Here is a 23,496-nt window from a genome sequence, read left to right on the forward strand (position 1 = left end):
GAGCGCGCTGCGCATGAGCGGATATTTCAGGCGGTTCGCGCTATAGAGGTACCACGAGTACGATGCGCCGCGCGAGCAGCCGCGCGGCTCGTGGTTGGGCATGTCGGGGCGGGTGCGCGGATAGTCGGTCTGCTGCGTTTCCCACGCGACAATGCCGCCCTTCACATAGATCTTCCATGAGCACGAGCCCGTGCAATTGACGCCGTGCGTGGAGCGCACGATCTTGTCATGGGCCCAGCGCGTGCGATAAGCGTCTTCCCATTTGCGGTCTTCGTCGGTCACGGCGCCGTGACCGTCCGCGAATTGCGGCCTGGCAGTAGTGAAGTAACGCAGGCGATCGAGAAAATGACTCATGGCTTCTCCAGCTACTGTAGCAGGGACAGGTCTGATTTAAGGGGAAGACCGTTAATAAGTAAAGAGAATGCAAGAGGTAAATGCCATTGCCGATGCGCTTTTTTACGCGCATTGCATGCAATGCAATTTGAGTAAACGCTGAGCGCTCACACTCATTGTGCCCGAGCGGAAATTCGCATGTTTTCTGACTGGCTAATTCCAGATGTTAGAAATCGTTTTCGTTATATTTTTAAGGGAACAGCGGCGCGGTCGTTATTCTCCGCATTTCCGGGATTACTCGTAAGGGATTGGGGCTGCCCCGAAGGGCAATCGAGGACAATGCTTATGATGAATTGAAGCGGTCGAATTCAATGTGCCGCAGAAAATTCCGAAATTCACAGCGAATCGATTAAACAACGTTTTTCATCATCTTGACGAATACGGCGGTAATCCGCATTGGCGCGTCGCTCGAGTTTCGAATCGAAGCCGGGCGTGGCATATGCGGCGCATTAAACTGATTGCGTACGCAACATTTGCGCGGTTGGCGCATCGGCGGGAAAGAACGCCTCGATTGCGAGTTCAGAAAGCGTAATGTCGACGGGCGTGCCGAATACGGTGGTCGTGCTGTAGAAGGACAGTTCGCCGAGCGCGGTCCGTATGCGCAGCGGCACCGCAATCGTGTGCTGAACCGGTTCGTCGCCGGCACAAGCCGCATGCGGCGGCGCGGAGTAGGCGGCCAGTTCGTCGTGAAGCGCGACGAGGGTCGGATCGGCGCTCGCTTCGATCTGCCGCTGCAAGCGCGTGAGCAGATGTGCACGCCACGCATGCCAGTTGACGATACGCGGCGCCACACCCTCGGGATGCAGCGAAAGACGCAGCGCATTCGCGGGCGCGGCCAGCAGCGCGGGCGAGGCGTCGCCAACTAGCGGCGCGAGCGAGGCATTGGCCGCCACGATGTTCCAGTGCCGGTCGACCGCGAGCGCCGGGTAGGGCTCGTGGCCGCGCAGCACCAGTTCGACGGCTTCGCGCACCGCCGTGAGCTGCGGGTCGTCGAGCGCGCGCTCCCGATAGAGCGGCGCATAACCCGCGGCAACGAGCAGCGCGTTGCGCTCGCGCAGCGGCACGTCCAGGCTTTCGGCCAGATGCATGACCATTTCGCGGCTCGGCAGCGAGCGGCCCGACTCCACGAAACTCAGGTGCCGGGTGGAAATCTCCGCTTCGTTCGCGAGCAACATCTGGCTCATGCGGCGGCGCAATCGCCATTCGCGCAACAGCTCGCCCACACTGCGGCGCGTTGCGCCAATGGTCGACTGCACGGGGGAGGGAGCCACGAAGGCGTTAGCGAGCGTGTTCATGCACCGATTCTAGCGAAAAGACGCGAGCGGTCGATTACCCGTGAGGTAAGGGTTCCGCGTCATAAGAAATCCGCTCGAAAAAATGTCTGCGACGTTCGCGTAAGACGCTTTTCGATGTCCCTGCGTTTCGCCTAGAATTTATATCTCACAATTTAGTTGATGGCATGGCGAGGAGAAGGCCATGAGGGAAACGGTGGTTGCTTATCTGCTGGGCCCGGTTGTGATGCTGGTGGTGTGCGCCGCCATGTGGGCCGTGTCGCGCCATAGCCGGGGCGTGCTTGAGGAGCGCGTGACGCGCTGGCTCGACGCACACCGCGGACACGGCATGCGTCACAAGCATTGAGCGTGCCAGCAAGCCGGTCTCCGAAGTCGAGCGCGTGCGGGTAAACGCGTATCGCGGTCCCGGCACGGGTATGCTCGTCTGCCGATTATATGGCAGTACGAATCAATTTTTGCCGGGAAATTTGCCGCTGCCGCCTGACGTGGCTTTCGCGCGCGGGCGCGGATTCGCGATCCGCCGTTCTGTCTGCCGATATGCGCGTAATCCATTAGGTAGGGAACTGTAGGAAGGGACCGATGTCATTGCCATATTGCATATCGGAGCCCTTCATGACACGTCCCACGGATTCCCTGATCATCTTCATCGCCCGTATTGCGCTCGCGATTCTGTTTTTATGGGGCGGCGCCATGAAGCTTTTTGGGTACGCGGGATTCATCGCTTATCTGCATGCGCATGGCGTGCCTTATGCGCAATTCATGGCGCCCATCGCCACCGGCGTGGAGTTGCTAGGCGGGCTCGCGCTCGTGTTCGGCGTGCGCATGCGCTTCGTGGCGTTCGTGCTGGCCGCTTACACCATTGTCACGGCGGTTCTTGGGCATGACTTCTGGAATATCACCGAGGCTGCGCATCAGCAGGACGCGGTCGTGCATTTCTGGAAAAACATCGCGATCGCGGGCGGGTTCCTGCTGCTCACGGTAACGGGCGCGGGACGTGCTTCCATCGATGGACTGCGTGCGCCGCGCGGCGGGCTGCGGGGCTGAAGGCTCGCCCGGTTGCCCACGCCGTTGCATGCGGCACGCCGACAACGAACAAGATCCACCAGGAAACTTGGGAGCCCGCTGTGATTGAAAACTTCGAATTCAACGTGGGTGGCAGGGCCGGGCAGTTCTGCGCGAGCCTTGCCGAGGACGGCACGCGCCGCGTGCTGATCAGCACCGCCGATACCGCGAAGACGCTGGTGATATTCGATGCGTCGGGGTTGATCGGCACGCTCAAGGCCGAACTCGAGGAGCCCGACCGGCTGATCGCGCACGCCATTCGCAAGGCGCAAGCCGAAGGACTGATCGAACGTGCGCTGAGTACGGGCGCGATTCAGGAAGCCTCGCTCTAGCTGCGCGCGGCTTCGTTGTCTTTCACGCTTGATTCGTATGCGCGTTTTTCCTGGCGCGGCGCGTTGGCGTGCGTGGCGTTGAGGGTGGCGGGGGCCGTCGCGTCCGCGCGCATACTCCAGGCCAGGCAGGCCGCCACCAGAAGCAGCATTGCAGAGATTGCCGTATCGGCGTGCAGGCCGCTCACGACCTGCGCCGGCGCCCCGCTGCCGGTGAGCGCACCGAACGCCGCCACGCCCACCGCGCCGCCCGCCTGGCGCGCCGTATTGAGCAAGGCCGATGCCGTGCCCGCGCGTGCCGGTTCGACCGAGGCCAGCACCGTGGTGGTCATGGCCGGCACCGCGAGCCCCATGCCGGCGGGAATCAGCAGAAACGCCGCGAGCAGCGCAATCAGCGGCGTGTTCGCATCGACAGGAATCAGCAGCGCATAGCCGAGCCCCGCCACGAGCGCGCCGCCGATCATCGGCAAGCGCGTGCCGTAGCGCGCGACCACGTGTCCGCTCGCGATGTTGGAGAGCAGGAAGCCGCCCGTGAGCGGGATAAAGGTGAGTCCGGCCTGCAACGGCGACTGGCCGCGCGCATGCTGGAGGAACAGCGCGAGCACGAATACGGTGCCGTAGTACGTCAGATTCACGCATACACCGAATAGCACGGCCGTGCTGAAGATGCGATTGCGCAGCATGGCGAGCGGCACCATGGGGGCTTCGATGCGCGCTTCGAGCGCGACGAACGCCGCGCCGGCCGCGAGCGCCAGCATGAAGCCGCCCCACACGGCCCAGTGCGCGAAGCCGAGCGGCCGCCACTCGATTACCGCTCCCGTGAACGCCGTGAGGGCGACGACGGCCAGCAACTGGCCGCGCAGGTCGAGGCTGCGCGGGCGCTGCGCCGGAGCATCCGCGGCAGGAGCGGCCGCGCCGCTTGCACTGTGCGATGCGGGAATCCACGCCAGCGTGGCAGCAAGGCCCGCTGCACAGAGCGGCAGATTGACGAGAAAGATGCTGCGCCAGCCGAACGCGGCGATCAGCAGGCCGCCGGCGATCGGTCCGGCGGCGATCGAGATCGCGCCGGCGGCGGTCCAGAAACCCACGGCGCGGGCGCGCAGCGAGCGTTCGTGGCGGCAGGCCTCGTTCAGCAGCGCGAGCGAATTGGGCAGCATGGCGGCCGCCCCCGCGCCTTGCAGCGCGCGTGCCGCGATCAGCAAGGCCGGATTGGCCGCGAGCCCGCAGGCCAGCGAGGCGAGCGCGAACACGACGAGGCCGACCGCGTACATGCGGCGCGCGCCGTAGCGGTCGCCGAGCACGCCCCCCGAGAGCATCAGCACGGCGAAGGCGAGCGTGTAGGCGTCGACGATCCATTGCAGCCTGGCGACGTTCGCGTGCAGGTCGGTGGCGATGCGCGCCAGCGCGATATTGACGATGGTGACGTCGAGTTGCGTCACGACGAAGCCCACGCTCACGGTTCCCACCACGCGTGCGAGCGCGGGCGTGAAGCGTGCAGAGCGGGGCGAAAGGGCAGATGGCGTATTCATGCGACGTATCTTAGGACGCTGGCTGCCACGACGTTTCAGTGCGACGTGAAAGGTCGAAGCATGACGGCGGCCGCCATCGTCTCAATACCGGGCCTGTCAGGCCTTCACGCCGACGCCGAAGGAATTCTTCACTACGAGTCGCAATTCAGAGTCCTCTTATGGGCTGTCTTTGCACATCTCCACAGAATTGCTCCCGCTTTGTTCGGATAAGGGAGGTTTCTATGCGTATCGCAATTCTCCAGCGCGACGCTGGCCAGCGCGGGTTGATCGAGCGTGCGCTCACACAAAGCGGCCACGCTTGCATGCCGTTCAGCGACGGCATCGCGCTCGCCAAGGCGCTGGCCGCTTCTACCGTCGACATGCTCGTGCTCGACTGGCAGGGTTCGCGGCTCTCTGGCGCGGAATTGCTGAAGACGGTGCGCGCCGTGAACGGCAATCAGATTCCGGTACTGTTCGCTTCCGAGGACGACTCTGACGAGAGCGTGGTGCGCGCGTTCTCGGTGGGCGCGGACGACTACGTTAGCCTGCCGGTGTGCCCCTCGGTGTTTCGTGCGCGCGTGAATGCGCTGCTGCGGCGCGCCTTTCCTGATCGTTACGACAACGTGGTGCTCGAGGTCGGCCCGTATCACTTCGACATGCGCCGCCAGACCGTCACCGTGCACGGCAAGCCCGTCGAACTGTCGGGCACGCAGTACCGGCTGGCTTCGCTGTTCTTCGCGAATATCGGCCGCGTGCTCTCGCGCGATCATATCTACGCGATGGTCTGGGGACGCGAGTTGCATACGCTCACGCGCACCATCGACAGTCACGTCTCGCGCCTGCGCGTGCTGCTGGAGATCGAGGAGCACAACGGTTTCCGTCTGCAGCCCGTCTACAAGAGCGGCTACCGGCTGCTGCGCTTGCAGGACGAGGCGGTGTCGTTCGACGAGCGCGCGGCGGCGTGATGCCCGGCGCCCATGACGGGGCGATTCGCGTCATGGGCCAATGAATGAAAAACGGCGGCACGTAATTCACGTGCCGCCGTTTTGCTATGGCTTGCTTGTGTGCGGTGTCAACGTGCGATGCCGAGCCCTTCCAGCACCGCATTGCCTTCGGGCGTCAGGCGGATCAGCGCGGCGCCCGCGGCAGCGTCGCCGGGCACCTGCTCGACGAGGCCTGCTTCGCGCAGCGTGGTGATCTCGGGCTTGGCGCTCGCGTCGATGGGCGCATGCAGCAGCAGCAACAGCGTGGCGAGCTCGTGATGGCTCAGCAGGCGCCGCAGTATCGTGCGCTTCGCGGGCTTGGCCGGCCGCGCTTCGGTTGCTGCTTGATGCTTCTTCAATCCAGTCCAGTCCACGGGCATCTCCTGCTGTGTTTCTTCCAGGGTGAGGCGATGATGCGGACGAAGACTTAAGCGATTCTTAAAACCCGCCTCTGGAAATATGTCGCCGTACTACATGCCGTTACGGCGCGTAACCGGTTTGAACGCGCCTGTAAGCGCGCTTTAAGCGCGCTCGCGCCGCGTGGCGCGCAACGCGTTGGCTCAGGGCGCGCAGGTCTTGCTCGCGCTTTCGATCCACAGGTTCCCCTTGTGACGCTTGCCGGGGTAGAAGCGATAGGTGGTCGTGCCGTTATCGGCGCGAATCTTGATGATGTTCGAATCGCCGAAGTCGAGCATTTCGCCCTGCGGCAGTGCGCTCGTCTGGAAGCTTACGCCGCGCCGCGCCGCTTCTGCCGTGAGGCACGAGACGACGTCCTGAACCGACCGGTTGGTCGTGGAATCGATGACAGGCTGACCGGAGTCCGGATTGCCCTGAAACCAGGCGCAGGCGCCGAGGCTGAGCGAAAGGGCGAGGGGCACGGCAAGTTTCTTCATATGTCTCGTGTGGCGACCGCAAGGAACTGAAGATTATAGCGGCAGCACGTCGCGTGCCGGCGCCGCGCGATGCCCTCTGGCGAGCGCCATTCGCGCGACACATACGCCGCATACAGTGGAAACACGAGTAGCGATTCGGGCTCGGATATGCAGGGGTCCCCGCGCAGCGGGCACGGCTGTTGCGGGGACGCGACTGACGCCGCCGCAGCGTGATACCGCCGCACACGAATCAACCAGGCGAGATAGACTATCTCAGCGGGGTACTCCGCGATCTGGCGCGACGTCAGGGAGAATAACCATGAGCCGCCCGTCGGTCCGTTTTCCTCTTCCTGCCACCCATGCCGGTTCAGTCTGGCGGTGGATCAAATGGGGTTTCGTCCTCGCGATTCTGGTTGCGATCGCCATCGTGGTGCGCATCGTCCAGATCGAAATCGATACTTCGAGACTCCAGGCGCGCTATCTCTCCGAACTCACACGCGACATTGGCTTCGCGGTCGAGCCGGGGCAGAGCCACAGCATCCGCTTTCCCACGACGAATGGCCCTTACGACGTGCGGCTCGGCTATGCCCAGTTGCCGGCCTTTACCACGCGTCTCGAACAGCGCGGCTTCACCGTGGCCGCGCAGGCGCGTGATTCCGCGCGCATGATCGCGCTTGCCGACGAAGGCCTGTTCGTCCCTTATGAAGAAAAGGACCAGGCCGGCATCGTGCTGCGCGACGCAAACGGCGCGACGCTGTTTCACACGCGCTATCCGCAGCGCGTCTACGAGAACTTCGACGCCGTGCCGCCGCTCGTGCGCGATTCGCTGCTCTTCATCGAAGACAAATACCTGCTCGCCGCCGATCAGCCGAACCGCAATCCGGCCATCGACTGGGGGCGCTTTAGCCGCGCACTCGTCGACCAGGGCGCTCGGCTCATGAACCGGCATCAGCACACGCCGGGCGGCAGCACGCTAGCCACGCAAATCGAGAAGTTCCGCCACTCCGATGGCGGGCGCACCGCGACGCCGCCCGAGAAACTGCGCCAGATTGCGTCGGCCTCGGTGCGCGCCTATCTCGACGGCCCGCAAACCATGCCCGCGCGCCAGCAGATTCTCGTGCACTACCTGAACTCCGTACCGCTTTCGGCGAAGGCGGGTGTGGGTGAAGTCAACGGTATCGGCGACGGCCTTGCGGCCTGGTATGGGCGCGACTTCCGCGACGTCAACCGCATTCTGCGCGAGCCCGTGTCGGAAACCACGCTGGACGAGCAGGCGCTCGCGTTCCGCCAGGTGCTTTCGCTGCTGATCGCCCAGCGCGCGCCCTCGTATTTCCTGCAGAAGAACAACGACGCGCTTGCGAAGCTCACCGACAGCTATCTGCGCCTGCTCGGCAACGGCGGCGTGATCTCGCCCGCGCTGCGCGACGCCGCACTCGCGACGCAGCTCACGCTCGACCGTGCGAAGTCCACGCCGCGCGCGCCGGCCTCCTATGCCCAGCGCAAGGCGGTGCTCACGATGCGCACGCAACTGATGCAGGCGCTCGGCCTGAAGACGATCTACGATCTCGACCGCCTTGATCTATCGGCCACGTCCACGCTCGACGACGCTGTACAGCAGGCCGTGAGCGACCGGCTTGCCGATGCGGCGACCAAGGACGGCGCGCGCGCGGCGGGGCTGGTGGGTGACAAGATGCTCAAGCCCGCCGACGACCCGTCGAAGATTGCCTACAGCTTCACACTGTTCGAGCGGCGCGGTGGCGAGAACCTCGTGCGCGTGCAGACCGACAGTGTGAACCAGCCGTTCGACATCAATTCCGGCGCGCGCATGAATCTCGGCTCGACCGCGAAGCTGCGCACGCTCATTACGTATCTGCAGATCGTGAGCGCGTTGAACGCGAAGTACGCCAACGAAGATCCCAAGACGTTGCGCGCGATGATTCCGCAGACCGACCCGAGCGACGCGCTCACGCGCTGGGCGCTCGACTATCTCTCGACGACGCGCGATCGTTCGCTGCCCGCGATGCTGGAAGCGGCGGTGCAGCGCAAATATTCCGCGAATCCGGGCGAGACCTTCTACACGGGCGGCGGCGCGCAAAGCTTCAACAATTTCGAGTCGAGCGAGAACGCGCAGATCCTCACCGTGCAGAGCGCGTTCCAGCATTCGGTGAATCTCGTGTTTGTGCGGCTCATGCGCGATATCGTTCACTACGAGATGATCCAGGTTTCGGGGCCACCCTCGACTTACCTCGACGATCCGGCGGTGCGCAACCACTACCTCACGCAGTTCGCCGACGGCGAGAGCCAGGTCTACATGAAGCGCTTCTACACGCGCTATGCGGGCAAGAGCAACGACGAAGCGCTGCAGATCCTGTTGAAGCACACGCGCAAGGGGCCCGCGCGGATCGCGACGGTGCTGCGCAGCGCGAACCCGAACGGCGACCCGGCGTGGTTCAACGCGCAGATGCGCGCGCAACTGAAGAACACTAAATTTCAGTGGCTCGACGACGAAGATCTTGCCGGGTACTACAACAAGTATGCGATCGACAAATTCAATCTCAACGATCGCGGCTATATATCGGGTATTCATCCGCTCGAATTGTGGCTGCTGAATTATCTGCACACGCATCCCGACGCGACGCTCGCGCAGGTTCAGGCGCAAAGCCGCGACGTGCGCCTCTATACCTACAAGTGGCTCTTCAAGACGCGCTATTACGCGACGCAGAACCGGCGCATTCGCCACATGATCGAACTGAAGGCGTATGCGGAGATCGGCAAGTCGTGGCGTGCGCTCGGCTACCCGTTCGACAACATCACGCCTTCGTATGGCGCGGCGATTGGCGCATCGGGCGACCGGCCTTCGGCGCTCGCGTATCTGATCGGCCTCGTCTCCAGCAATGGAGAGAAGTTGCCGACGCATAGCTTCGAATCGCTCGACTTCGCGCGCGGCACGCCGTACGAAACGCGCTTCGTGCATGCGGCTACGCCGCCGCAACCGCTCATTTCGCCGGAAATCGCGGAGGTCGCGCGCGAGTTGCTGACATCGGTGGTGGAAGGCGGCACGGCCAAGCGGCTCGCCGATGGCATGACGTTCCCCGGCGGCAAGACGCTGCCGGTTTATGGCAAGACCGGCACGGGCGATCAGCGCTTTAACGTATATGCGCCGGGCGCTCGCCTGATCGAGTCGCGCAAGGTGAACCGCAGTGCGACGTTCGTGTTCGTCATCGGCGATCGCTTCTACGGCACCCTAACCGCGTGGGTACACGAGCCCTATGCGGCCCGCTACTCGTTCACGAGCGCGCTTTCGGTGCAATTGCTGAAGTCGCTCGCGCCGGTGCTGCAACCGCTGCTGGAGGACAAGGGCTCGCCGGACGGCAAGCTCAAGGCCGGAACTGGCTCGCAGGAGATGACGCTGATCGATCAGCAGACGGGCGCGGTGCAACACGTGAGCTTGCCGCTTGCGCAATTGCGCGCGGCGGATGGCGGGTTCAGCACAGTGCCGGGATCGTATTCGGATACCGAATTAATTAAGGCAAAGGCGAACGTGAAATGACCTTGAACCGATGAACCCGGCAACGACGAGTAAACGAGAAACGCGCCCGACCTGGGCGCGTTTCCTTTTGGGGTGGCTCAAGCGCTCGCGCAAACGAGCACGGCCGGTCTCGCATCGATCAATACGAACCTGGCGGTGGCGGAGGCGGTGATCCGGGCGGCGGTGGCGGCAGATAGCGCTGCTGCGGCTGAGAGTACGGCTGCTGCTGCTGTTGCGTCTGCATGCCGCCCGGTACGGGTACGCGGTTGCCGGTGCCGTACATGCACTGGAGATACGCGTAGTCGTAGCGGCGCTGGACATCGTAGGCCGAGCCTTGCACGTTGCCCATGCCGACCGCGCTGCCCGCGAGCAGGCCCGCGCCCGCGCCGATGGCAGCGCCGCTGCCGCCACCGAACGCCGCGCCCGCGGCGGCGCCGAGCGCCGTGCCGACCACGGCGCTGCCGACGGCGGTATTGGTCGTGGCCTGGTTGGTGGTGGCGCCGCCCACCTGCTCGAAGGCGTACTGGCGACAGTTGTAGTCGTCGTTGCGGAACTGGTCGAAGCTCTTGCCGGTGCCCGGCAGGGCCATCACGCTCGGTCCGGCCGGGACCACGGCGCATGCGCTCAAAAGGCCCGCAGCGGCGAGCAGCGCGAGATAGGTCGGTTTCATGTGCAACTCGATGTAGTCGAATCAGTTCGAAGGCGCGGGCTGGGCCGGCACGGCGCGCCAGCCTGACGAGCACTGCTTCACATACGGGTAGTAGGTTTTCGAGGCGTCGCAGTAGTACCACGTGTCGCTGTTATCGCCTTCGTTGTAGTCGTCGCCTGGCGACTGCGCTTGTTGCTGGCCCTGCTCGATGTACTCGGGCGCTTGCGGGGGCGGCGCGACCATTACGGGCCCCGGCGCGTAGTAGTAGGGCGCCGGAGCAACCGGGTAGTAATAAGGCACGCCGCCGCTGATGAAAACACCTACGTGCGCTGCGTGCGCCGCGCCGCTCGTGCAGGCGAGGGCGGCCAGAGCGGCCGTGGTGGCCCCGAGCATCCATTTCGACCTTCTCACAACGATCTCCAGAACAGAATTGGACGGTGCGCGCGTGCCGGTCTGACTCCGCGCGCCCGCGCATCCTCAAACGCTAAGACATCGCGTCACTCAATGCAATTACGCGAACGCCACCGATTTTTCGAGTTGTTACAGCGAAGCGACAGGATGTGGCCGTTTGTCCGGACGGTCTGCGCCTTTTCATTGCCGCGTTTGGACGTGTCTGACCCCGATGCACAAAGGCTTTCAGCGTGTAAGACGTCGAGGCTGCGGCGTGGCGTAAAGAATTCGAATAGTCATTTCGATTAGCCGATGGCCGTGTGCATGCCGCTACCCGCTTAGACTCGCCTGCACGCTTCGTGCGAGGCGTGGACCACTTATTGCACGTCACCGATTTACTAAGGACTACAACATGAAGGGAATTCTGACGGTGGGTGCGGCTGCGGCTATAGGACTCGCCGCTGCGCCTGCATGGGCGGGATTGGGCGGCGCGCCCGCATTTCCCGATGCGCAGCGTACGCCGGCCACGCGCTTGATGGCCGCCGTCAACGCGGCCACCACGACGTGGACCGTCACGACGACCACGCTCGATAACGATACCGTGATCCACGAGTATCTCGATGCCAGCGGCACCGTCTTTGCCGTTTCCTGGCGCGGGCCGCGCATCGGCTCGCTCGACACGCTGCTGGGCAACTACTTCCCTGCCTGGCAAAAGGGGCTGGCGGCGGCGCAGTCCGCACGCCGCGGCGGCTACGGGCCGGTTGCCGTGCATCAGGCCGATCTCGTCGTCGAAACGGGCGGCCATATGGGCGCATTGACGGGCCGTGCGTGGTTGCCGAAGGCGCTGCCGCAAGGCTTCAACGTCGATCAGATCCAATGAGCGGGGAACGCGCGATGAACAAGATCATGATGGTTTGCGCGCTCAGCGCGAGCATGCTGCTGGCGGGTTGTGGCGGCGGCGGGGACGGAGACGGCGCTGCGGTATCGAACAGCGCCGCCGCGGGCGTTTCGGCGGCGTCGGACGCGGCAAGCGGTGGCGCGTCGGGCGGCAAGAATCCGAGTTCCGGTGGTTCGAGTTCCGGTGGTTCGAGTTCCGGTGGGTCGAGTTCCGGTGGGTCGGGCTCGGGTGGATCGAGTTCGGGTGGATCTGGTAGCTCTGGTTCTGGCGGTTCGGGCTCGAGCGGCTCCGGTTCAGGCGGCTCCGGTTCAGGCGGCTCCGGTTCAGGCGGTTCGAGTTCAGGTGGTTCGAGTTCAGGCGGCTCCGGTTCAGGCGGCTCCGGTTCAGGCGGTTCGAGTTCAGGCGGTTCCGGTTCAGGCGGCTCCGGTTCAGGTGGATCAGGCTCGGGTGGATCAGGCTCGGGTGGATCGAGTTCTGGCGGTTCAGGCTCAGGCGGCTCGGGCTCCGGCACCTCCGACTCGGGCTCCGGCACTTCCGGTTCCTCGGGTGGCGGTTCCACCGCCGACATCGGCAATGCGATTCCGCTGCTCGTCTCGTCGGCAAGCGCGGTGCGCAACTTCCCGCTGGTGAGCGTTACCGTGTGCCAGCCCAGCAGCGGCGCGCAGACGAATTGCGCGACGATCGACAACGTGTTGCTCGACACCGGCTCATTCGGCTTGCGCCTCTACGCATCGGCGATTCCTGCCTCGACGCTCGCCGCACTGCCCGTGCAAACCGATCCTGCCAGCGGCAAGAACGTGGCGGCGTGTGGCGCGTTCGGCTCGGGCTATACGTGGGGAAGCCTGCGCGCGGCGGACGTGAAGCTTGCGCGCGAAGTGGCCCCCGCCGTACCCATCCAGGTGATCGGCGACGCCGCCATCGCCTCGCCTGCGCCGGCTTCGTGCGTCTGGAACACGGCGCTCACAAGCCCGGCGGTGCTGGGCGCGAACGGCATACTCGGTGTAGGCGTCGCGCGCTACGACTGCGGCGCGGCTTGCACGCGCCCCACGCCGCGCACGGGCTACTACTACGCCGACACCGCGCCGGCCACGCCCATCTCGTTGCCGCTCGCCAGCCAGGTCACGAATCCGGTGGCGCTCTTTCCCGTCGACAATAACGGCGTGATCGTGGACACGCCGGCGATTGCCGCCGCTGGCGCGCCCAAGGCGACCGGCACCGTGATCTTCGGCATCGGCACGCAGACGAACAATCAGTTGGCGGGCGCGGGCGCAACCGTGCTCGCGACCGATCGCTGGGGCAATTTCAAAGGCAGCGTAGGCAACGGCAGCACGGTGCCAACGTTCATCGACTCGGGTTCGAACACGCTGAGTTTCGAGGACTGGTCGATCATCCAGGATAGCGGCTTCTATGTGCCTGCCACGCCGCTCAAGCGTGCCGTCGCGCTTTCCGACACGAATGGCGTGAATGGCACGGCGGATATCATCATCGGTAACGCGGATGCGATGTTCGCGTCGCTGAACTTTGCGTTCAGCACGCTTGCCACGTTCCTTGCGCAAACCGTCGATCTGGGCATGCCATTCTTCTACGGCCGGCGCATCTACTACGGAATCGAAGGCACGCCGTCGGGGGCGGGCGCCACGGGCCCCTATGTTGCGTATCTGTCGCGCTAGTTTTTCCAGTCGGCTGCCATGAAAAGCGCGCCGAAATGGCGCGCTTTTTCTTTAAATACATAAAAGAAAAATATGCGGAATGACATAAGGAAAATTCCCGTTTATGGGAATTTCTTTCATTAAAGTTTCATCATTCTTGCATTTATAAAATATACATATAAGCGGACGTTAATTACCGTAATTGCGGATCAAAAATCCCGTCTGGCAAACGTTTGCCCTGGCGGAAACCCCTGCTCAAGCCGAATCGCGCAAGCGCCGATATAGCGTTGGTAGGAGAGACCAATTCGTGAGCGCCAGAGCTGCCGTATGGACTTTCCGTTCTCGAGCGGCTTTAAAGCCTGGCGCATACAACAACAGGGGTAAAACGATGGAACATGCGACGCCGGACCGTCAGCTCGAACTGGTTGAGTTGAGTGCAGTGAGCGCGGCACTGAACCGGGTGCAGGCTGTGATCGAGTTCGACATGCAGGGCATCGTCCTGCACGCCAACGACAATTTCCTGGCGGTGCTCGGCTATACGCTCGAAGAGGTGCGCGGCAAGCACCACCGCATGTTTTGCGATTCTGATTATGTGCGAGGCGAAGCGTATCGCCAGTTCTGGGAGCGCCTCGGGCGTGGCGAGTTCGATCGCGGCGAATACCGCCGCCTCGGGCGCGGCGGCCGCGAAATCTGGATCAATGCTTCCTACAATCCCGTGCTGGGCGAGGATGGGCGTCCGTACAAGGTCATCAAGTTCGCCACCGATATCACGGCCGTCAAGGAGCAGAACGCCGAATACGAGGGGCGTTTGCGCGCGATCGACAAGGCCCAGGCCGTGATCGAATTCGACACGAACGGAATCGTGCTGCAGGCGAATCAGAACTTTCTTGACACGCTTGGTTACCGGCTCGAAGAAATCCAGGGCAAGCACCACCGCATGTTCTGCGAAGACGCTTACGTGCAGAGTCCCGACTATCGCGAGTTCTGGGCCAAGCTCAATCGCGGCGAGTTCGACTCGGGCCGCTACAAGCGCATCGGCCAGGGCGGACGCGTGGTGTGGATTCAGGCCACCTATAACCCGATCTTCGACGCGAACGGCCGCCCCTATAAAGTCGTCAAGTTCGCGAACGACGTGAGCGCGCAGGTCGAGCTCGAAGAAAGCGTGAAGCGCCGTGCCCAGAGCGATCAGCTCAAGGTCGAAAAGCTGCTTGCCGTGGTGCGCAACGCCGCGTCGGGAGATCTGACCGGCCACGTGGAAGTGTCCGGAGACGAGCCGATCGACCAGCTCGCCGCCGGCATCAAGAGCATGATGAGCGATCTCTCGGGCGTGATCGGCAAGGTTGTCGAGTCGGCGGGCACGTTCAAGGACTCGTCGAAGGACATTGCGACGCGCGCGGATACGGTGGCGGGCGGTGCGCAGTTGCTTGGCGCGACCGTCGAGGAAATGAACGCGTCGATCGAAGAGCTCACTGCCTCGATCAATTCGATTGCCGACAACTCGCGCGGCGCCGATCAACTGGCCAAGGACACGCAGCAGGAAGCCGAGCGCGGCGCGAAGGCGGTCACGCGTTCGATCGAAGCGATGGAGCTTATCAATCGCTCGTCGGAAGACATTGGCGAGATCATCAAGGTGATTGGCGAGATTGCTAGCCAGACCAATCTGCTCGCGTTCAACGCTGCGATCGAGGCGGCGCGCGCGGGCGAGCACGGGCTAGGTTTCTCGGTGGTCGCCGACGAAGTGCGCAAGCTCGCCGAGCGCTCCTCGCAGGCAACCAAGGAAATTTCGAAGCTCATCAACGAGTCGGTCAAGCGGGTCGCGCAGGGCAGCGAGATCTCGAAGCAGGCGGGCGAGGCGTTCGAAAAGATCGTGGCGGGCGTCGCTCGCACGACCCAGGCGATCTCCGAAATCTCTTGTGGCGCCGACGAGCAGCTCGTGGCTGCACGCGAAGTGAGCGCGGCAATCCAGCAGGTGGCGGAGGAGACCGAGAAGTCGGCTGGCGCGTGCGATACCATCGCACGCGCGGCGGCCTCGCTCAAGGGCGGTGCCGAGGGGCTCGACAACACGGTCGCGCGCTTCGTCGTCTAGAGCGCCGGGGGAAGCGTGGATATCGATCAGGATGTCGAACCGTCGGTGCAGCGCGCGTTGTTCGAGCAGGTGCGCCGGCACACCGGCATCGCCATGAGCGAACGCAAGTGGACCATGCTCAAGGGCCGCTTGCGCCGCCGTGTAATGGCGCTCGGTTTGCCGGACTACCGCGACTATCTGCAGGTGCTCGACACGAATGCCGATGAGGTGGGCGACTTCATCGACCTCGTGACGACCAACGAAACCTCGTTCTTTCGCACCCCGCGCATCTGGGAGTATTTCGCGCAGACCTTTCTGCCGCAATGGTTCGCGGCGCATTGTGGCGAGACGCTGCGCGTGTGGTCGGCGGCGTCGTCGAGCGGCGAGGAGGCCTGGTCCACGGCCATGCTCTGCGAAGAGTTTCGGGCACGCGAGGCGGCGTTTCGTTACGCGATCGTCGGCACCGATATCTCGGACGGCATTCTGGCGAGCGCGCGTGCGGGCAGCTACAAGGGGCGCAGTTTCGAAGGCCTGCGCGAACGGCATGCCGCGCTGTTGCAGAAGTATTTCCATAGCGACGGGGCGCAGGCGGACGTAGTCGACGCATTGCGCGCGCATGTTGTGTTTCGCCGCCACAACCTCTATGCGGCGCCACGCGATCTGGGCCAGTTCGATCTGGTGCTGCTGCGCAACGTGCTGATCTACTTCGACCTCGAAGGGCAACGGGCGGTGCTCGCGAACGTGCGCCGCGCGATGCGTCCCGACGCGGTGCTGATCGTGGGCGAATCGGAGTCGCTGAGCCGGGTGACCACGGGCTTCACGTTCGAGCAGCCCCTTGTATATCGCAACGGCCACTCTCGCGAGGAGCGCGACCATGAACACGCGTGACGTGCAGGTGCGGATGTGCGAGATCGCGGTGAGCACGCGGGAAGATGCCCGCATCCTGCGCGCGACGCTGGGTTCATGCGTGGGCATCGGGCTGCTGTGGCGCGCGCGCGGCGCCTGCGGGCTCGCGCATTGTCTGTTGCCGCAGCCCGTGGGCAAGGCGCGCAGCACGCAGGCGGAGCGGCAAGGCCAGGACGCGAAGTACGTGGTGGACGCGTTGCCTGCATTGATCTCGTTGATGGGGGCGCAGGGCGCGCCCGAGGGCGAAATCGAAGCGGTGCTGGCAGGCGGCGCGAACATGATGCATCACCGCACCACGATTCACGAGCCGATAGGCGAGCTGAACGTGCGCATGGCGCAGCAGTTGCTCACGCACGCGCGCGTGCGCGTGATTCACACCGATGTGGGCGGCGAGTGCGGCCGGCAGTTGACCATCGATTGCGGGCAGCAGAACTACGCGGTGCGCCGCTTTTCGCGCCCGGGGTGAACCGTGCGGCGCCCGCGCATGACCTTGGGCGCAACCCGTTCCCCGCTTTGTTCCCACTAGCTACGGAGCTTCACGATGAACCATCGTTCGCTGGCCACGGGCGGCCAGCTAGAGCTGTACGGGTCGTTCCTGCTAGCCGGCACGGAACTCGCGCTGCCCGTTGCCGCGCTCCAGGAGGTTGTCAATCACCCCGAGGCGCTGACGCCGGTTCCGCTCGCGCCGCCTTATCTGCTCGGGCTGTTCAATCTGCGCGGCACGCTGATTCCCGTGGTGGATTTGCACCAGTTACTGCACCTGCCCGACGAGGGCGCAGCGCTCGCGCGCAAGATCGCCATCGTGGAGGCATCAGGCATGCGCGTGGGCCTGCGGTTCGACGCGACCGGCGAGATTCTGCGCGTGCCGACGGACCAGGTGATCGCGATCGAAGCAGCCGAAGGCAGTGCACCGGCTACGATCGGCGCGGTGCTCAAGCTCGACGGCGGCGAGCGCATTCTGCAAGTGCTTTCAGCTTCGGCGCTGCTCGGGCTGCGCGACGTGCCGCATTTCGCACAACCGGTTGCACGCACAACTGAGCGCAAGGCGCAACAGGGGCAGCGCCGCCAGAACGTTTCGTTCAAGGTGGGCGGCACCGCGCTCGCGCTGCCGATGGGGGCGATCCAGGAGATCATCCGCGTGCCGGCGCTGCAGCATTCGCCTATGGCCGACGATGTGTGCATCGGCATGCTCAACCTGCGCGGCGCAACCGTGCCGGTGCTCGATTTCGGTACGTTTCTTGGCTTTGCGCGCGCGCCTGATGTCACGTCGGCCACGGTGGCTGCCGAAGAGCGGCGCATCGTGGTGCTCAACCGCGATGCGGGATGCTTCGGGCTGCTGGTGGACGAAGTCGCGAGCATCGTCGCGTACCACGAAGACGAGCTATTGCAGATGCCTTCGTATGGGGACGCGCATCGCTCGTTGTTCGCCGGCTATCTCGCGGCGGGCGACTCGACCGGCGTGCTGCTCGTGAGCGCCGACGCGCTCTTCGCGAACGAGCGCATCGCGACGCTTGCGACAACGCATCGCGATCTCTACCGCAACGCGGCGCAGGCGGCCGATTCCGCTCAAAAGCGCGGCGGCACGCGACAAACCCTCGTGACGTTCCGCATCGGCCAGTTGATCGGCGTGCGCATTGCCGAGTTGCGCGAGGTGATCGACTACCGCGACGACATCGTCAAGACGCCGGGCTTGCCGCCGTTTGTGCGCGGTGTGCTGAATTTGCGCGGCGTGCTAGTGACCGTTATCGACGTGCGTTCGATGTACGCGATGCCGCCTTATGAGGACCTTGTCCACGCGAAGATCCTGATCGTCGAGCATCGCGGGGAAAAATATGGACTACTGGTCGATTCGGTCGAGGATATCGTCACACTCAACGGCGGCGCGCAGTTGACGATGCCCGAGATGTTCACGCGCGCCGCGGGCACGCAGACGCGCGGCGACATGCGCGAGGCGGTGGAGTTGCCGGGGCAGGGCACCTTGATGCTGCTCGACCCCGTGCCGCTGTGCGAGCGCGTGGCCGAGGAAGCCGCAGCGTTTTGAGCGCGCGTTCGCGCGCTGCCGTAGGGCCGGCAGCGCGCCATGTGCAATGCGCTGCGCTCAGGCTTCGAGCGCGAGCGTTGCGAAGCTGGCGAGCCAGTGCTCGCCCATATAGTCGCCGGCGACGTGATCGAGCGCCGTGTCCAGATGCGTCTGCGCCGCTTCGCGCAGCACGTCGGCGCGCGCGTCGCCCGCAGGCAGCGTGCGCGCAAGCGTGCGCTGGCACCACGCGCGGCTCAGGTTCAGGCCGTCCAGATGGGCGATCTTGCCATCGGTGCGGTCGGTGACCGTGGCGGGGTGGAACAGCGTGCCCGGCTCGCGTGCGGCCAGCGCGGGCAGGAAGCGCCCGAACCACGCGACGAACTCATCGCCGTCCATTACGCGGCTCATCAGCACCGCTTCCATCAGCGCGGGCGAGAGGAACTCGTCGCCCGAAGGCTCCCACGCCTGGCATCCCGCATCGTTCGTGTGCCAGCGCCGCGCCGTGTCTTCGATCAGGCTCGCAAGCGTATCGCGCGAGGTCTGACGCGCGAAGTCGTGTGCGAGCGTGAGCGCGAACGCGGTGTTGAAGTGCGTGCCCACGCGCAGCGGGTAGGTCGCTTTCGGCAGGAATTCCTCGAAGCGTTCGACGAACGCCTCGGTGAGCGGCGTGAGCGTGCGCGACCAGCGCTGCCCTTCGGGCGTCTTCATGCCGTGCAGTTGCGCCGCGAGCGCGAGCAGCCAGCCCCAGCCATAAGGGCGCTCGAAGCCACGATTGTGTTCGAGGTCGAGATAGGCGCGCTCGCCGGCCATGTTCGCATCGGTGAAGTGCTCGTCGATCACGGCGACGATGCGCGGCGCTTCGGGCAAGTCCGGGAAGCGCTCCAGCAGATGCGCGACGAGCCAATAGCCGTGCACGCAAGAATGCCAGTCGTAGCTGCCGTAGAACACGGGATGCAGCGCGCGCGGCCCCTGCACGTCCTGCGGGCCGGCCAGCGAGTGGGTGAGCTTGTTCGGATATTCGCGCGTGAGGTGAGCGAGCGCGAGAGACGCGAAGCGGGAGGCGAGCGCAGGGGTGAGCGTAGTGTGCATGGTGGTCTGGGCGTGGCGACGAAACGCTTGAAGGGCGCGAATGCGAAAACGCCAGCTTAGCGTGAAACCTCTGCGCCTGCCTTGCGCGGCGAGCGTTCGCGTTCGAGACGCCGCATCGCCTCGCCCACGTCCTGGCTGAACTGTGCGAGCGCGGCCAGTTCGATATTGGGCGGCTGCAGCGCATTCCACAATACATCGGCGAGTTTTTCCGCCGTGGCGTCGATATCGGTGCGGCGGTTGGCGAGCGTCGCGTCCCAAAGCACGTGTTCCATCGGCCCGAAAATCAGCGAGCGCAGCAGGCGCAGCGGCATGTCGTTGCGAATCTGCCCGCATTCCTGGCCGCGCGCGAGCACGCGCATGAGCGGCGCCGTGTAGCGCCGCTGCATTTCCGTGAGCGCCTCGCTGAGTTCGTGGTGACGCGTGCGGCCCTCCGAGAGCACCAGTTCGCAGATGCCCGTGCCGCTCTCCAGCATCAGGCGCAGATGCATGCGCACGATGAATGCAAACTGCTGGCGCACGGTGCCGTCGCGCGGCAGGCCCGTCTCGATCGCCTCGATCGATTCGTCATACCAGTCGCCGATCACGCGCGCGCACAGTTCGCGCTTGCCGCGAAAGTAGCTGAACACGGTGGCTTCGGAAATGGAGAGGCGCTGCGCGATCTCGGCCGTGGTGGCGCGCGCGTAGCCCTTTTCGGAGAACACCTCGCGCCCAGCCTCGAGAATTTCCCTGACGCGCTGCTGGGACTTGCGGCCCGCAGGCTGGCGGCGCGACGTGGGCATGAAGGAAGTGGGGGCGGTCGACATTCTGAGCTAGATTCAGTTTAAGGCGGAGTTTGTACCGATTATGCACGATGTTTCGTGGCTTTCAAGGCGAAAAAAACGCCATATAACGGGCTACTCGAGAAATCTGAGCTTCACTCAAAAATACCTATTGACGTTAACGTAAATGTGGCGTGAAATATGTCCCCGAGGGGCCAGCCGCGTCACCCGCGAAAGCGCCCGCGCCCAATTGAGGAGACACGCAGATGAGCAACGTACCCGGTTTGCAGTTCCCGCTCGGCGAAGAAGTCGAAATGCTGCGTGACAGCATTGCGAACTTCGCGGCAAAGGAAATCGCCCCGCGCGCGGGCGAGATCGACCGCACCGACCAGTTTCCGATGGATCTCTGGCGCAAGTTCGGCGATCTGGGCGTGCTCGGCATGACCGTCTCCGAAGAATACGGCGGCGCGAACATGGGCTACACCGCGCACATGGTGGCGATGGAGGAAATCTCGCGCGCCTCGGCTTCGGTCGGCCTTTCGTATGGCGCGCATTCGAACCTCTGCGTGAACCAGATCCACCGCAACGGCACCGAGGCGCAAAAGCGCAAGTACCTGCCCAAGCTCGTCTCGGGCGAGCACGTGGGCGCGCTCGCGATGAGCGAGCCGAACGCCGGCTCGGACGTGGTCAGCATGAAGCTGCGCGCCGATAAAAAGGGCGATAAATACGTGCTCAACGGCACGAAGATGTGGATCACCAACGGCCCCGATTGCGACACGCTCGTGGTCTATGCGAAGACCGATCTCGAAGCGGGCCCGCGCGGCATTACGGCGTTCATCGTCGAGAAGGGCATGAAGGGCTTCTCCGTGGCGCAAAAGCTCGACAAGCTCGGCATGCGCGGCTCGCACACGGGCGAGCTCGTGTTCCAGGACGTCGAGGTGCCCGAAGAAAATATCCTCGGCCAGCTCAACGGCGGCGTGAAGGTGCTCATGAGCGGCCTCGATTACGAGCGCGCCGTGCTCGCGGGCGGCCCTACCGGCATCATGGCCGCTGTGATGGATTCGGTCGTGCCGTACATCCACGAGCGCAAGCAGTTCGGCCAGGCTATCGGCGAATTCCAGCTTATCCAGGGCAAGGTTGCCGATCTTTACACCACGTTCCAGGCGTGCCGCGCGTATCTCTACGCGGTCGGTCGTCAGCTCGACACACTCCACCAGGGGCACGTGCGCCATGTGCGCAAGGACTGCGCTGGCGTGATTCTCTACACCGCCGAAAAGGCCACGTGGATGGCTGGCGAGGCCATCCAGATCCTTGGCGGCAATGGCTATATCAACGAGTATCCGGTCGGGCGCCTCTGGCGTGACGCGAAGCTCTACGAAATCGGCGCGGGCACGAGCGAGATTCGCCGCATGCTGATCGGCCGCGAGCTGTTCGCCGAAACCGCCTGATTCGCAATCCTGAGGATAGACGAGATGCCGATCATCGAATCGAAGCTCAATCCGCGCTCGGACGACTTCAAGACGAACGCCGCCGCGCTCGAGGCGCTGGTCGCGGACCTGCGCGAGAAGATCCAGAAGCTGTCGCTCGGCGGCGGCGAGGCGGCGCGCGACAAGCACGTCTCGCGCGGCAAGCTGCTGCCGCGCGAGCGCATCGCGCAGGTGCTCGACCCGGGCACGCCGTTTCTCGAGCTCTCGCAGCTCGCGGCCTACGGCATGTACAACGACGACGCGCCGGGCGCGGGCATCATCACGGGCATCGGGCGCATCGCGGGCCAGGAGTGCGTGATCGTCTGCAACGACGCCACGGTGAAGGGCGGCACGTATTATCCCGTCACCGTGAAGAAGCACGTGCGCGCGCAGGAAATCGCGCAGGAAAACCATTTGCCGTGCGTGTATCTCGTCGATTCGGGCGGTGCGAACCTGCCCAATCAGGACGACGTCTTTCCCGACCGCGACCACTTCGGCCGCATCTTCTATAACCAGGCGAATCTTTCGTCGCAAGGCATTCCGCAGATTGCCGTGGTGATGGGCTCGTGCACGGCGGGCGGCGCTTATGTGCCGGCGATGAGCGACGAGTCGATCATCGTGAAGAACCAGGGCACGATTTTCCTCGGCGGCCCGCCGCTCGTGAAGGCCGCAACGGGCGAAGAGGTGAGCGCCGAGGATCTCGGCGGCGGCGACGTGCATACGCGCCTCTCGGGCGTGGCCGATCATCTCGCGCAGAACGACGCGCATGCGCTCGCGATCGCGCGTTCGATCGTCGGCAATCTGAATCGCACGAAAACGCCGCCCGTCGTGCTGCGCGAACCGCTGCCGCCGCGCTACGACGCAAAGAGCGTCTATGGCGTGATTCCCGTGGATACGCGCAAGCCTTTCGACGTGCGCGAGGTGATCGCGCGCATCGTAGACGACTCGGCCTTCGACGAATTCAAGGCGCGCTACGGCACCACGCTCGTCACGGGCTTCGCGCATATCTGGGGCCATCCGGTGGGGATCATCGCGAACAACGGCATCCTCTTTTCGGAGTCGGCGCTCAAGGGCACGCACTTCATCGAACTGTGCTGCCAGCGCAAGATTCCGCTCGTGTTCCTGCAGAACATCACGGGCTTCATGGTGGGCCGCAAGTACGAGAACGAAGGCATCGCGCGCAACGGCGCGAAGATGGTGACGGCGGTGGCCACGGCCAAGGTGCCGAAGTTCACGGTCATTATCGGCGGCTCGTTCGGTGCGGGCAATTACGGCATGTGCGGCCGCGCGTACTCGCCGCGCTTCCTGTGGATGTGGCCAAATGCACGCATCTCGGTGATGGGCGGCGAGCAGGCCGCCTCCGTGCTCGCCACGGTGCGCCGCGATGGCATTGAAGGCAAGGGCGGCACGTGGAGCGCGGAAGAGGAAGAGGCCTTCAAGCAGCCGATCCGCGACCAGTACGAGCGCCAGGGGCATCCGTATTATGCGAGCGCGCGCCTGTGGGACGACGGCGTGATCGATCCGGCCCAGACTCGCGATGTGCTTGGCCTCGGGCTGTCGGCCACGATGAACGCGCCGATCGAAGACACGCGCTTCGGCGTGTTCCGCATGTAAGCGCGCAGAACGTGGAGAGCGAGA

Annotated in this window: 23 protein-coding genes; 13 read left to right on the forward strand and 10 right to left on the reverse strand. The window is 64.3% G+C overall.

What is annotated here, in order from left to right:
- Together HV773_RS23380 and HV773_RS23385 are read right to left on the reverse strand one after the other, a co-directional pair.
- On the reverse strand, positions 1-354 hold a 354-nt coding region (locus HV773_RS23380), incomplete at its 3' end, for a nitrate reductase (protein WP_175196915.1).
- Positions 355-842: 488 nt separating this feature from the next.
- The gene (locus tag HV773_RS23385) at positions 843-1,688 is read right to left on the reverse strand and encodes a helix-turn-helix domain-containing protein (protein WP_175196916.1); all 846 of its coding nucleotides are present in this window, start codon (positions 1,686-1,688) and stop codon (positions 843-845) included.
- A 181-nt stretch (positions 1,689-1,869) separates the two neighbouring features.
- Here HV773_RS23385 and HV773_RS23390 point away from each other — a divergent pair, with 181 nt between their 5' ends.
- The 3 genes from HV773_RS23390 to HV773_RS23400 all read left to right on the forward strand — a co-directional run bounded on the left by HV773_RS23390 (position 1,870) and on the right by HV773_RS23400 (position 3,079).
- Positions 1,870-2,031, forward strand: a complete 162-nt coding sequence (locus HV773_RS23390) for a hypothetical protein (protein WP_175196917.1) — start codon at positions 1,870-1,872, stop codon at positions 2,029-2,031.
- A gap of 266 nt (positions 2,032-2,297) precedes the next feature.
- Complete coding sequence (locus HV773_RS23395) at positions 2,298-2,729, forward strand: DoxX family protein (RefSeq protein WP_175196918.1); 432 nt, start codon at positions 2,298-2,300, stop codon at positions 2,727-2,729.
- An 80-nt stretch (positions 2,730-2,809) separates the two neighbouring features.
- On the forward strand, positions 2,810-3,079 hold the full coding sequence (locus HV773_RS23400) for a hypothetical protein (protein WP_175196919.1): 270 nt from the start codon (positions 2,810-2,812) through the stop codon (positions 3,077-3,079).
- Here HV773_RS23400 and HV773_RS23405 read toward each other — a convergent pair.
- Positions 3,076-4,605, reverse strand: coding sequence for an MFS transporter (locus HV773_RS23405; protein WP_175196920.1), 1,530 nt, complete (start codon positions 4,603-4,605; stop codon positions 3,076-3,078). The two genes, HV773_RS23400 and HV773_RS23405, sit on opposite strands and share 4 nt — an antisense overlap.
- Before the next feature lie 221 nt (positions 4,606-4,826).
- On the opposite strand from HV773_RS23405, the gene HV773_RS23410 reads away from it, so the two are divergent.
- Positions 4,827-5,549: a response regulator transcription factor gene (locus HV773_RS23410; protein ID WP_175196921.1), complete on the forward strand. Its 723-nt coding sequence runs from the start codon at positions 4,827-4,829 to the stop codon at positions 5,547-5,549.
- 107 nt (positions 5,550-5,656) lie between these two features.
- Here HV773_RS23410 and HV773_RS23415 read toward each other — a convergent pair whose 3' ends face one another.
- The gene (locus HV773_RS23415; protein ID WP_246282382.1) at positions 5,657-5,926 is read right to left on the reverse strand and encodes a hypothetical protein; all 270 of its coding nucleotides are present in this window, start codon (positions 5,924-5,926) and stop codon (positions 5,657-5,659) included.
- Positions 5,927-6,127: 201 nt separating this feature from the next.
- On the reverse strand, positions 6,128-6,460 hold the full coding sequence (locus HV773_RS23420) for a hypothetical protein (RefSeq protein WP_175196923.1): 333 nt from the start codon (positions 6,458-6,460) through the stop codon (positions 6,128-6,130).
- Positions 6,461-6,758: 298 nt separating this feature from the next.
- On the opposite strand from HV773_RS23420, the gene HV773_RS23425 reads away from it, so the two are divergent.
- The gene (locus HV773_RS23425) at positions 6,759-9,989 is read left to right on the forward strand and encodes a transglycosylase domain-containing protein (RefSeq protein WP_175196924.1); all 3,231 of its coding nucleotides are present in this window, start codon (positions 6,759-6,761) and stop codon (positions 9,987-9,989) included.
- Positions 9,990-10,107: 118 nt separating this feature from the next.
- Here the strand turns inward: HV773_RS23425 and HV773_RS23430 are convergent, their stop codons facing one another.
- Positions 10,108-10,638, reverse strand: coding sequence for a YMGG-like glycine zipper-containing protein (locus HV773_RS23430; protein WP_175196925.1), 531 nt, complete (start codon positions 10,636-10,638; stop codon positions 10,108-10,110).
- Positions 10,639-10,659: 21 nt separating this feature from the next.
- A complete protein-coding gene (locus tag HV773_RS23435; protein ID WP_377729242.1) occupies positions 10,660-11,028 on the reverse strand; it encodes a hypothetical protein in 369 nt (122 codons plus the stop codon).
- A gap of 391 nt (positions 11,029-11,419) precedes the next feature.
- Between HV773_RS23435 and HV773_RS23440 the strand changes: the two genes are divergently transcribed.
- Entirely contained in the window at positions 11,420-11,887 is a 468-nt protein-coding gene (locus tag HV773_RS23440; RefSeq protein WP_175196926.1) for a DUF2844 domain-containing protein, read from the forward strand.
- Here HV773_RS23440 and HV773_RS23445 read toward each other — a convergent pair.
- A complete protein-coding gene (locus HV773_RS23445) occupies positions 11,865-12,608 on the reverse strand; it encodes a hypothetical protein (protein WP_175196914.1) in 744 nt (247 codons plus the stop codon). The two genes, HV773_RS23440 and HV773_RS23445, sit on opposite strands and share 23 nt — an antisense overlap.
- Here HV773_RS23445 and HV773_RS23450 point away from each other — a divergent pair.
- From HV773_RS23450 to HV773_RS23470, 5 genes are all read left to right on the forward strand, one after another.
- Complete coding sequence (locus HV773_RS23450) at positions 12,532-13,575, forward strand: DUF3443 family protein (RefSeq protein WP_246282375.1); 1,044 nt, start codon at positions 12,532-12,534, stop codon at positions 13,573-13,575. The two genes, HV773_RS23445 and HV773_RS23450, sit on opposite strands and share 77 nt — an antisense overlap.
- Before the next feature lie 367 nt (positions 13,576-13,942).
- Positions 13,943-15,640: a methyl-accepting chemotaxis protein gene (locus tag HV773_RS23455; RefSeq protein WP_175196928.1), complete on the forward strand. Its 1,698-nt coding sequence runs from the start codon at positions 13,943-13,945 to the stop codon at positions 15,638-15,640.
- A gap of 15 nt (positions 15,641-15,655) precedes the next feature.
- Positions 15,656-16,507 carry a CheR family methyltransferase gene (locus HV773_RS23460; protein WP_175196929.1) on the forward strand — a complete coding sequence of 284 codons (852 nt, stop codon included), beginning with the start codon at positions 15,656-15,658 and terminating at the stop codon, positions 16,505-16,507.
- Entirely contained in the window at positions 16,494-16,991 is a 498-nt protein-coding gene (locus HV773_RS23465) for a chemotaxis protein CheD (RefSeq protein ID WP_175196930.1), read from the forward strand. The genes HV773_RS23460 and HV773_RS23465 overlap by 14 nt, the downstream gene beginning before the upstream one ends.
- 75 nt (positions 16,992-17,066) lie before the next feature.
- A complete protein-coding gene (locus tag HV773_RS23470; protein WP_175196931.1) occupies positions 17,067-18,566 on the forward strand; it encodes a chemotaxis protein CheW in 1,500 nt (499 codons plus the stop codon).
- Between the two features lie 57 nt (positions 18,567-18,623).
- Here the strand turns inward: HV773_RS23470 and HV773_RS23475 are convergent, their stop codons facing one another.
- Positions 18,624-19,634, reverse strand: coding sequence for a DUF2891 domain-containing protein (locus HV773_RS23475; RefSeq protein ID WP_175196932.1), 1,011 nt, complete (start codon positions 19,632-19,634; stop codon positions 18,624-18,626).
- 56 nt (positions 19,635-19,690) lie between these two features.
- Positions 19,691-20,437 carry a TetR/AcrR family transcriptional regulator gene (locus HV773_RS23480; RefSeq protein WP_175196933.1) on the reverse strand — a complete coding sequence of 249 codons (747 nt, stop codon included), beginning with the start codon at positions 20,435-20,437 and terminating at the stop codon, positions 19,691-19,693.
- 221 nt (positions 20,438-20,658) lie between these two features.
- Here HV773_RS23480 and HV773_RS23485 point away from each other — a divergent pair, with 221 nt between their 5' ends.
- Positions 20,659-21,840, forward strand: coding sequence for an isovaleryl-CoA dehydrogenase (locus HV773_RS23485; RefSeq protein WP_175196934.1), 1,182 nt, complete (start codon positions 20,659-20,661; stop codon positions 21,838-21,840).
- A 24-nt stretch (positions 21,841-21,864) separates the two neighbouring features.
- On the forward strand, positions 21,865-23,472 hold the full coding sequence (locus tag HV773_RS23490) for a carboxyl transferase domain-containing protein (protein ID WP_175196935.1): 1,608 nt from the start codon (positions 21,865-21,867) through the stop codon (positions 23,470-23,472).
- Positions 23,473-23,496 lie beyond the last annotated feature (24 nt).

This window comes from Paraburkholderia caffeinitolerans (assembly GCF_902859945.1).
Classification (GTDB): Bacteria; Pseudomonadota; Gammaproteobacteria; order Burkholderiales; family Burkholderiaceae; genus Paraburkholderia; species Paraburkholderia caffeinitolerans.

What these genes read in the sequence shown, in the direction of transcription:
- HV773_RS23465 (WP_175196930.1), top strand. Translation starts at nt 16,494, where the DNA reads ATGAACACGCGTGACGTGCAGGTGCGGATGTGCGAGATCGCGGTGAGC.
- HV773_RS23410 (WP_175196921.1), top strand. Translation starts at nt 4,827, where the DNA reads ATGCGTATCGCAATTCTCCAGCGCGACGCTGGCCAGCGCGGGTTGATC.
- HV773_RS23475 (WP_175196932.1), bottom strand. Translation starts at nt 19,634, where the DNA reads ATGCACACTACGCTCACCCCTGCGCTCGCCTCCCGCTTCGCGTCTCTC.
- HV773_RS23470 (WP_175196931.1), top strand. Translation starts at nt 17,067, where the DNA reads ATGAACCATCGTTCGCTGGCCACGGGCGGCCAGCTAGAGCTGTACGGG.
- HV773_RS23455 (WP_175196928.1), top strand. Translation starts at nt 13,943, where the DNA reads ATGGAACATGCGACGCCGGACCGTCAGCTCGAACTGGTTGAGTTGAGT.
- HV773_RS23490 (WP_175196935.1), top strand. Translation starts at nt 21,865, where the DNA reads ATGCCGATCATCGAATCGAAGCTCAATCCGCGCTCGGACGACTTCAAG.
- HV773_RS23395 (WP_175196918.1), top strand. Translation starts at nt 2,298, where the DNA reads ATGACACGTCCCACGGATTCCCTGATCATCTTCATCGCCCGTATTGCG.
- HV773_RS23480 (WP_175196933.1), bottom strand. Translation starts at nt 20,437, where the DNA reads ATGTCGACCGCCCCCACTTCCTTCATGCCCACGTCGCGCCGCCAGCCT.
- HV773_RS23420 (WP_175196923.1), bottom strand. Translation starts at nt 6,460, where the DNA reads ATGAAGAAACTTGCCGTGCCCCTCGCCCTTTCGCTCAGCCTCGGCGCC.
- HV773_RS23425 (WP_175196924.1), top strand. Translation starts at nt 6,759, where the DNA reads ATGAGCCGCCCGTCGGTCCGTTTTCCTCTTCCTGCCACCCATGCCGGT.
- HV773_RS23440 (WP_175196926.1), top strand. Translation starts at nt 11,420, where the DNA reads ATGAAGGGAATTCTGACGGTGGGTGCGGCTGCGGCTATAGGACTCGCC.
- HV773_RS23390 (WP_175196917.1), top strand. Translation starts at nt 1,870, where the DNA reads ATGAGGGAAACGGTGGTTGCTTATCTGCTGGGCCCGGTTGTGATGCTG.
- HV773_RS23485 (WP_175196934.1), top strand. Translation starts at nt 20,659, where the DNA reads ATGAGCAACGTACCCGGTTTGCAGTTCCCGCTCGGCGAAGAAGTCGAA.
- HV773_RS23405 (WP_175196920.1), bottom strand. Translation starts at nt 4,605, where the DNA reads ATGAATACGCCATCTGCCCTTTCGCCCCGCTCTGCACGCTTCACGCCC.
- HV773_RS23430 (WP_175196925.1), bottom strand. Translation starts at nt 10,638, where the DNA reads ATGAAACCGACCTATCTCGCGCTGCTCGCCGCTGCGGGCCTTTTGAGC.
- HV773_RS23385 (WP_175196916.1), bottom strand. Translation starts at nt 1,688, where the DNA reads ATGAACACGCTCGCTAACGCCTTCGTGGCTCCCTCCCCCGTGCAGTCG.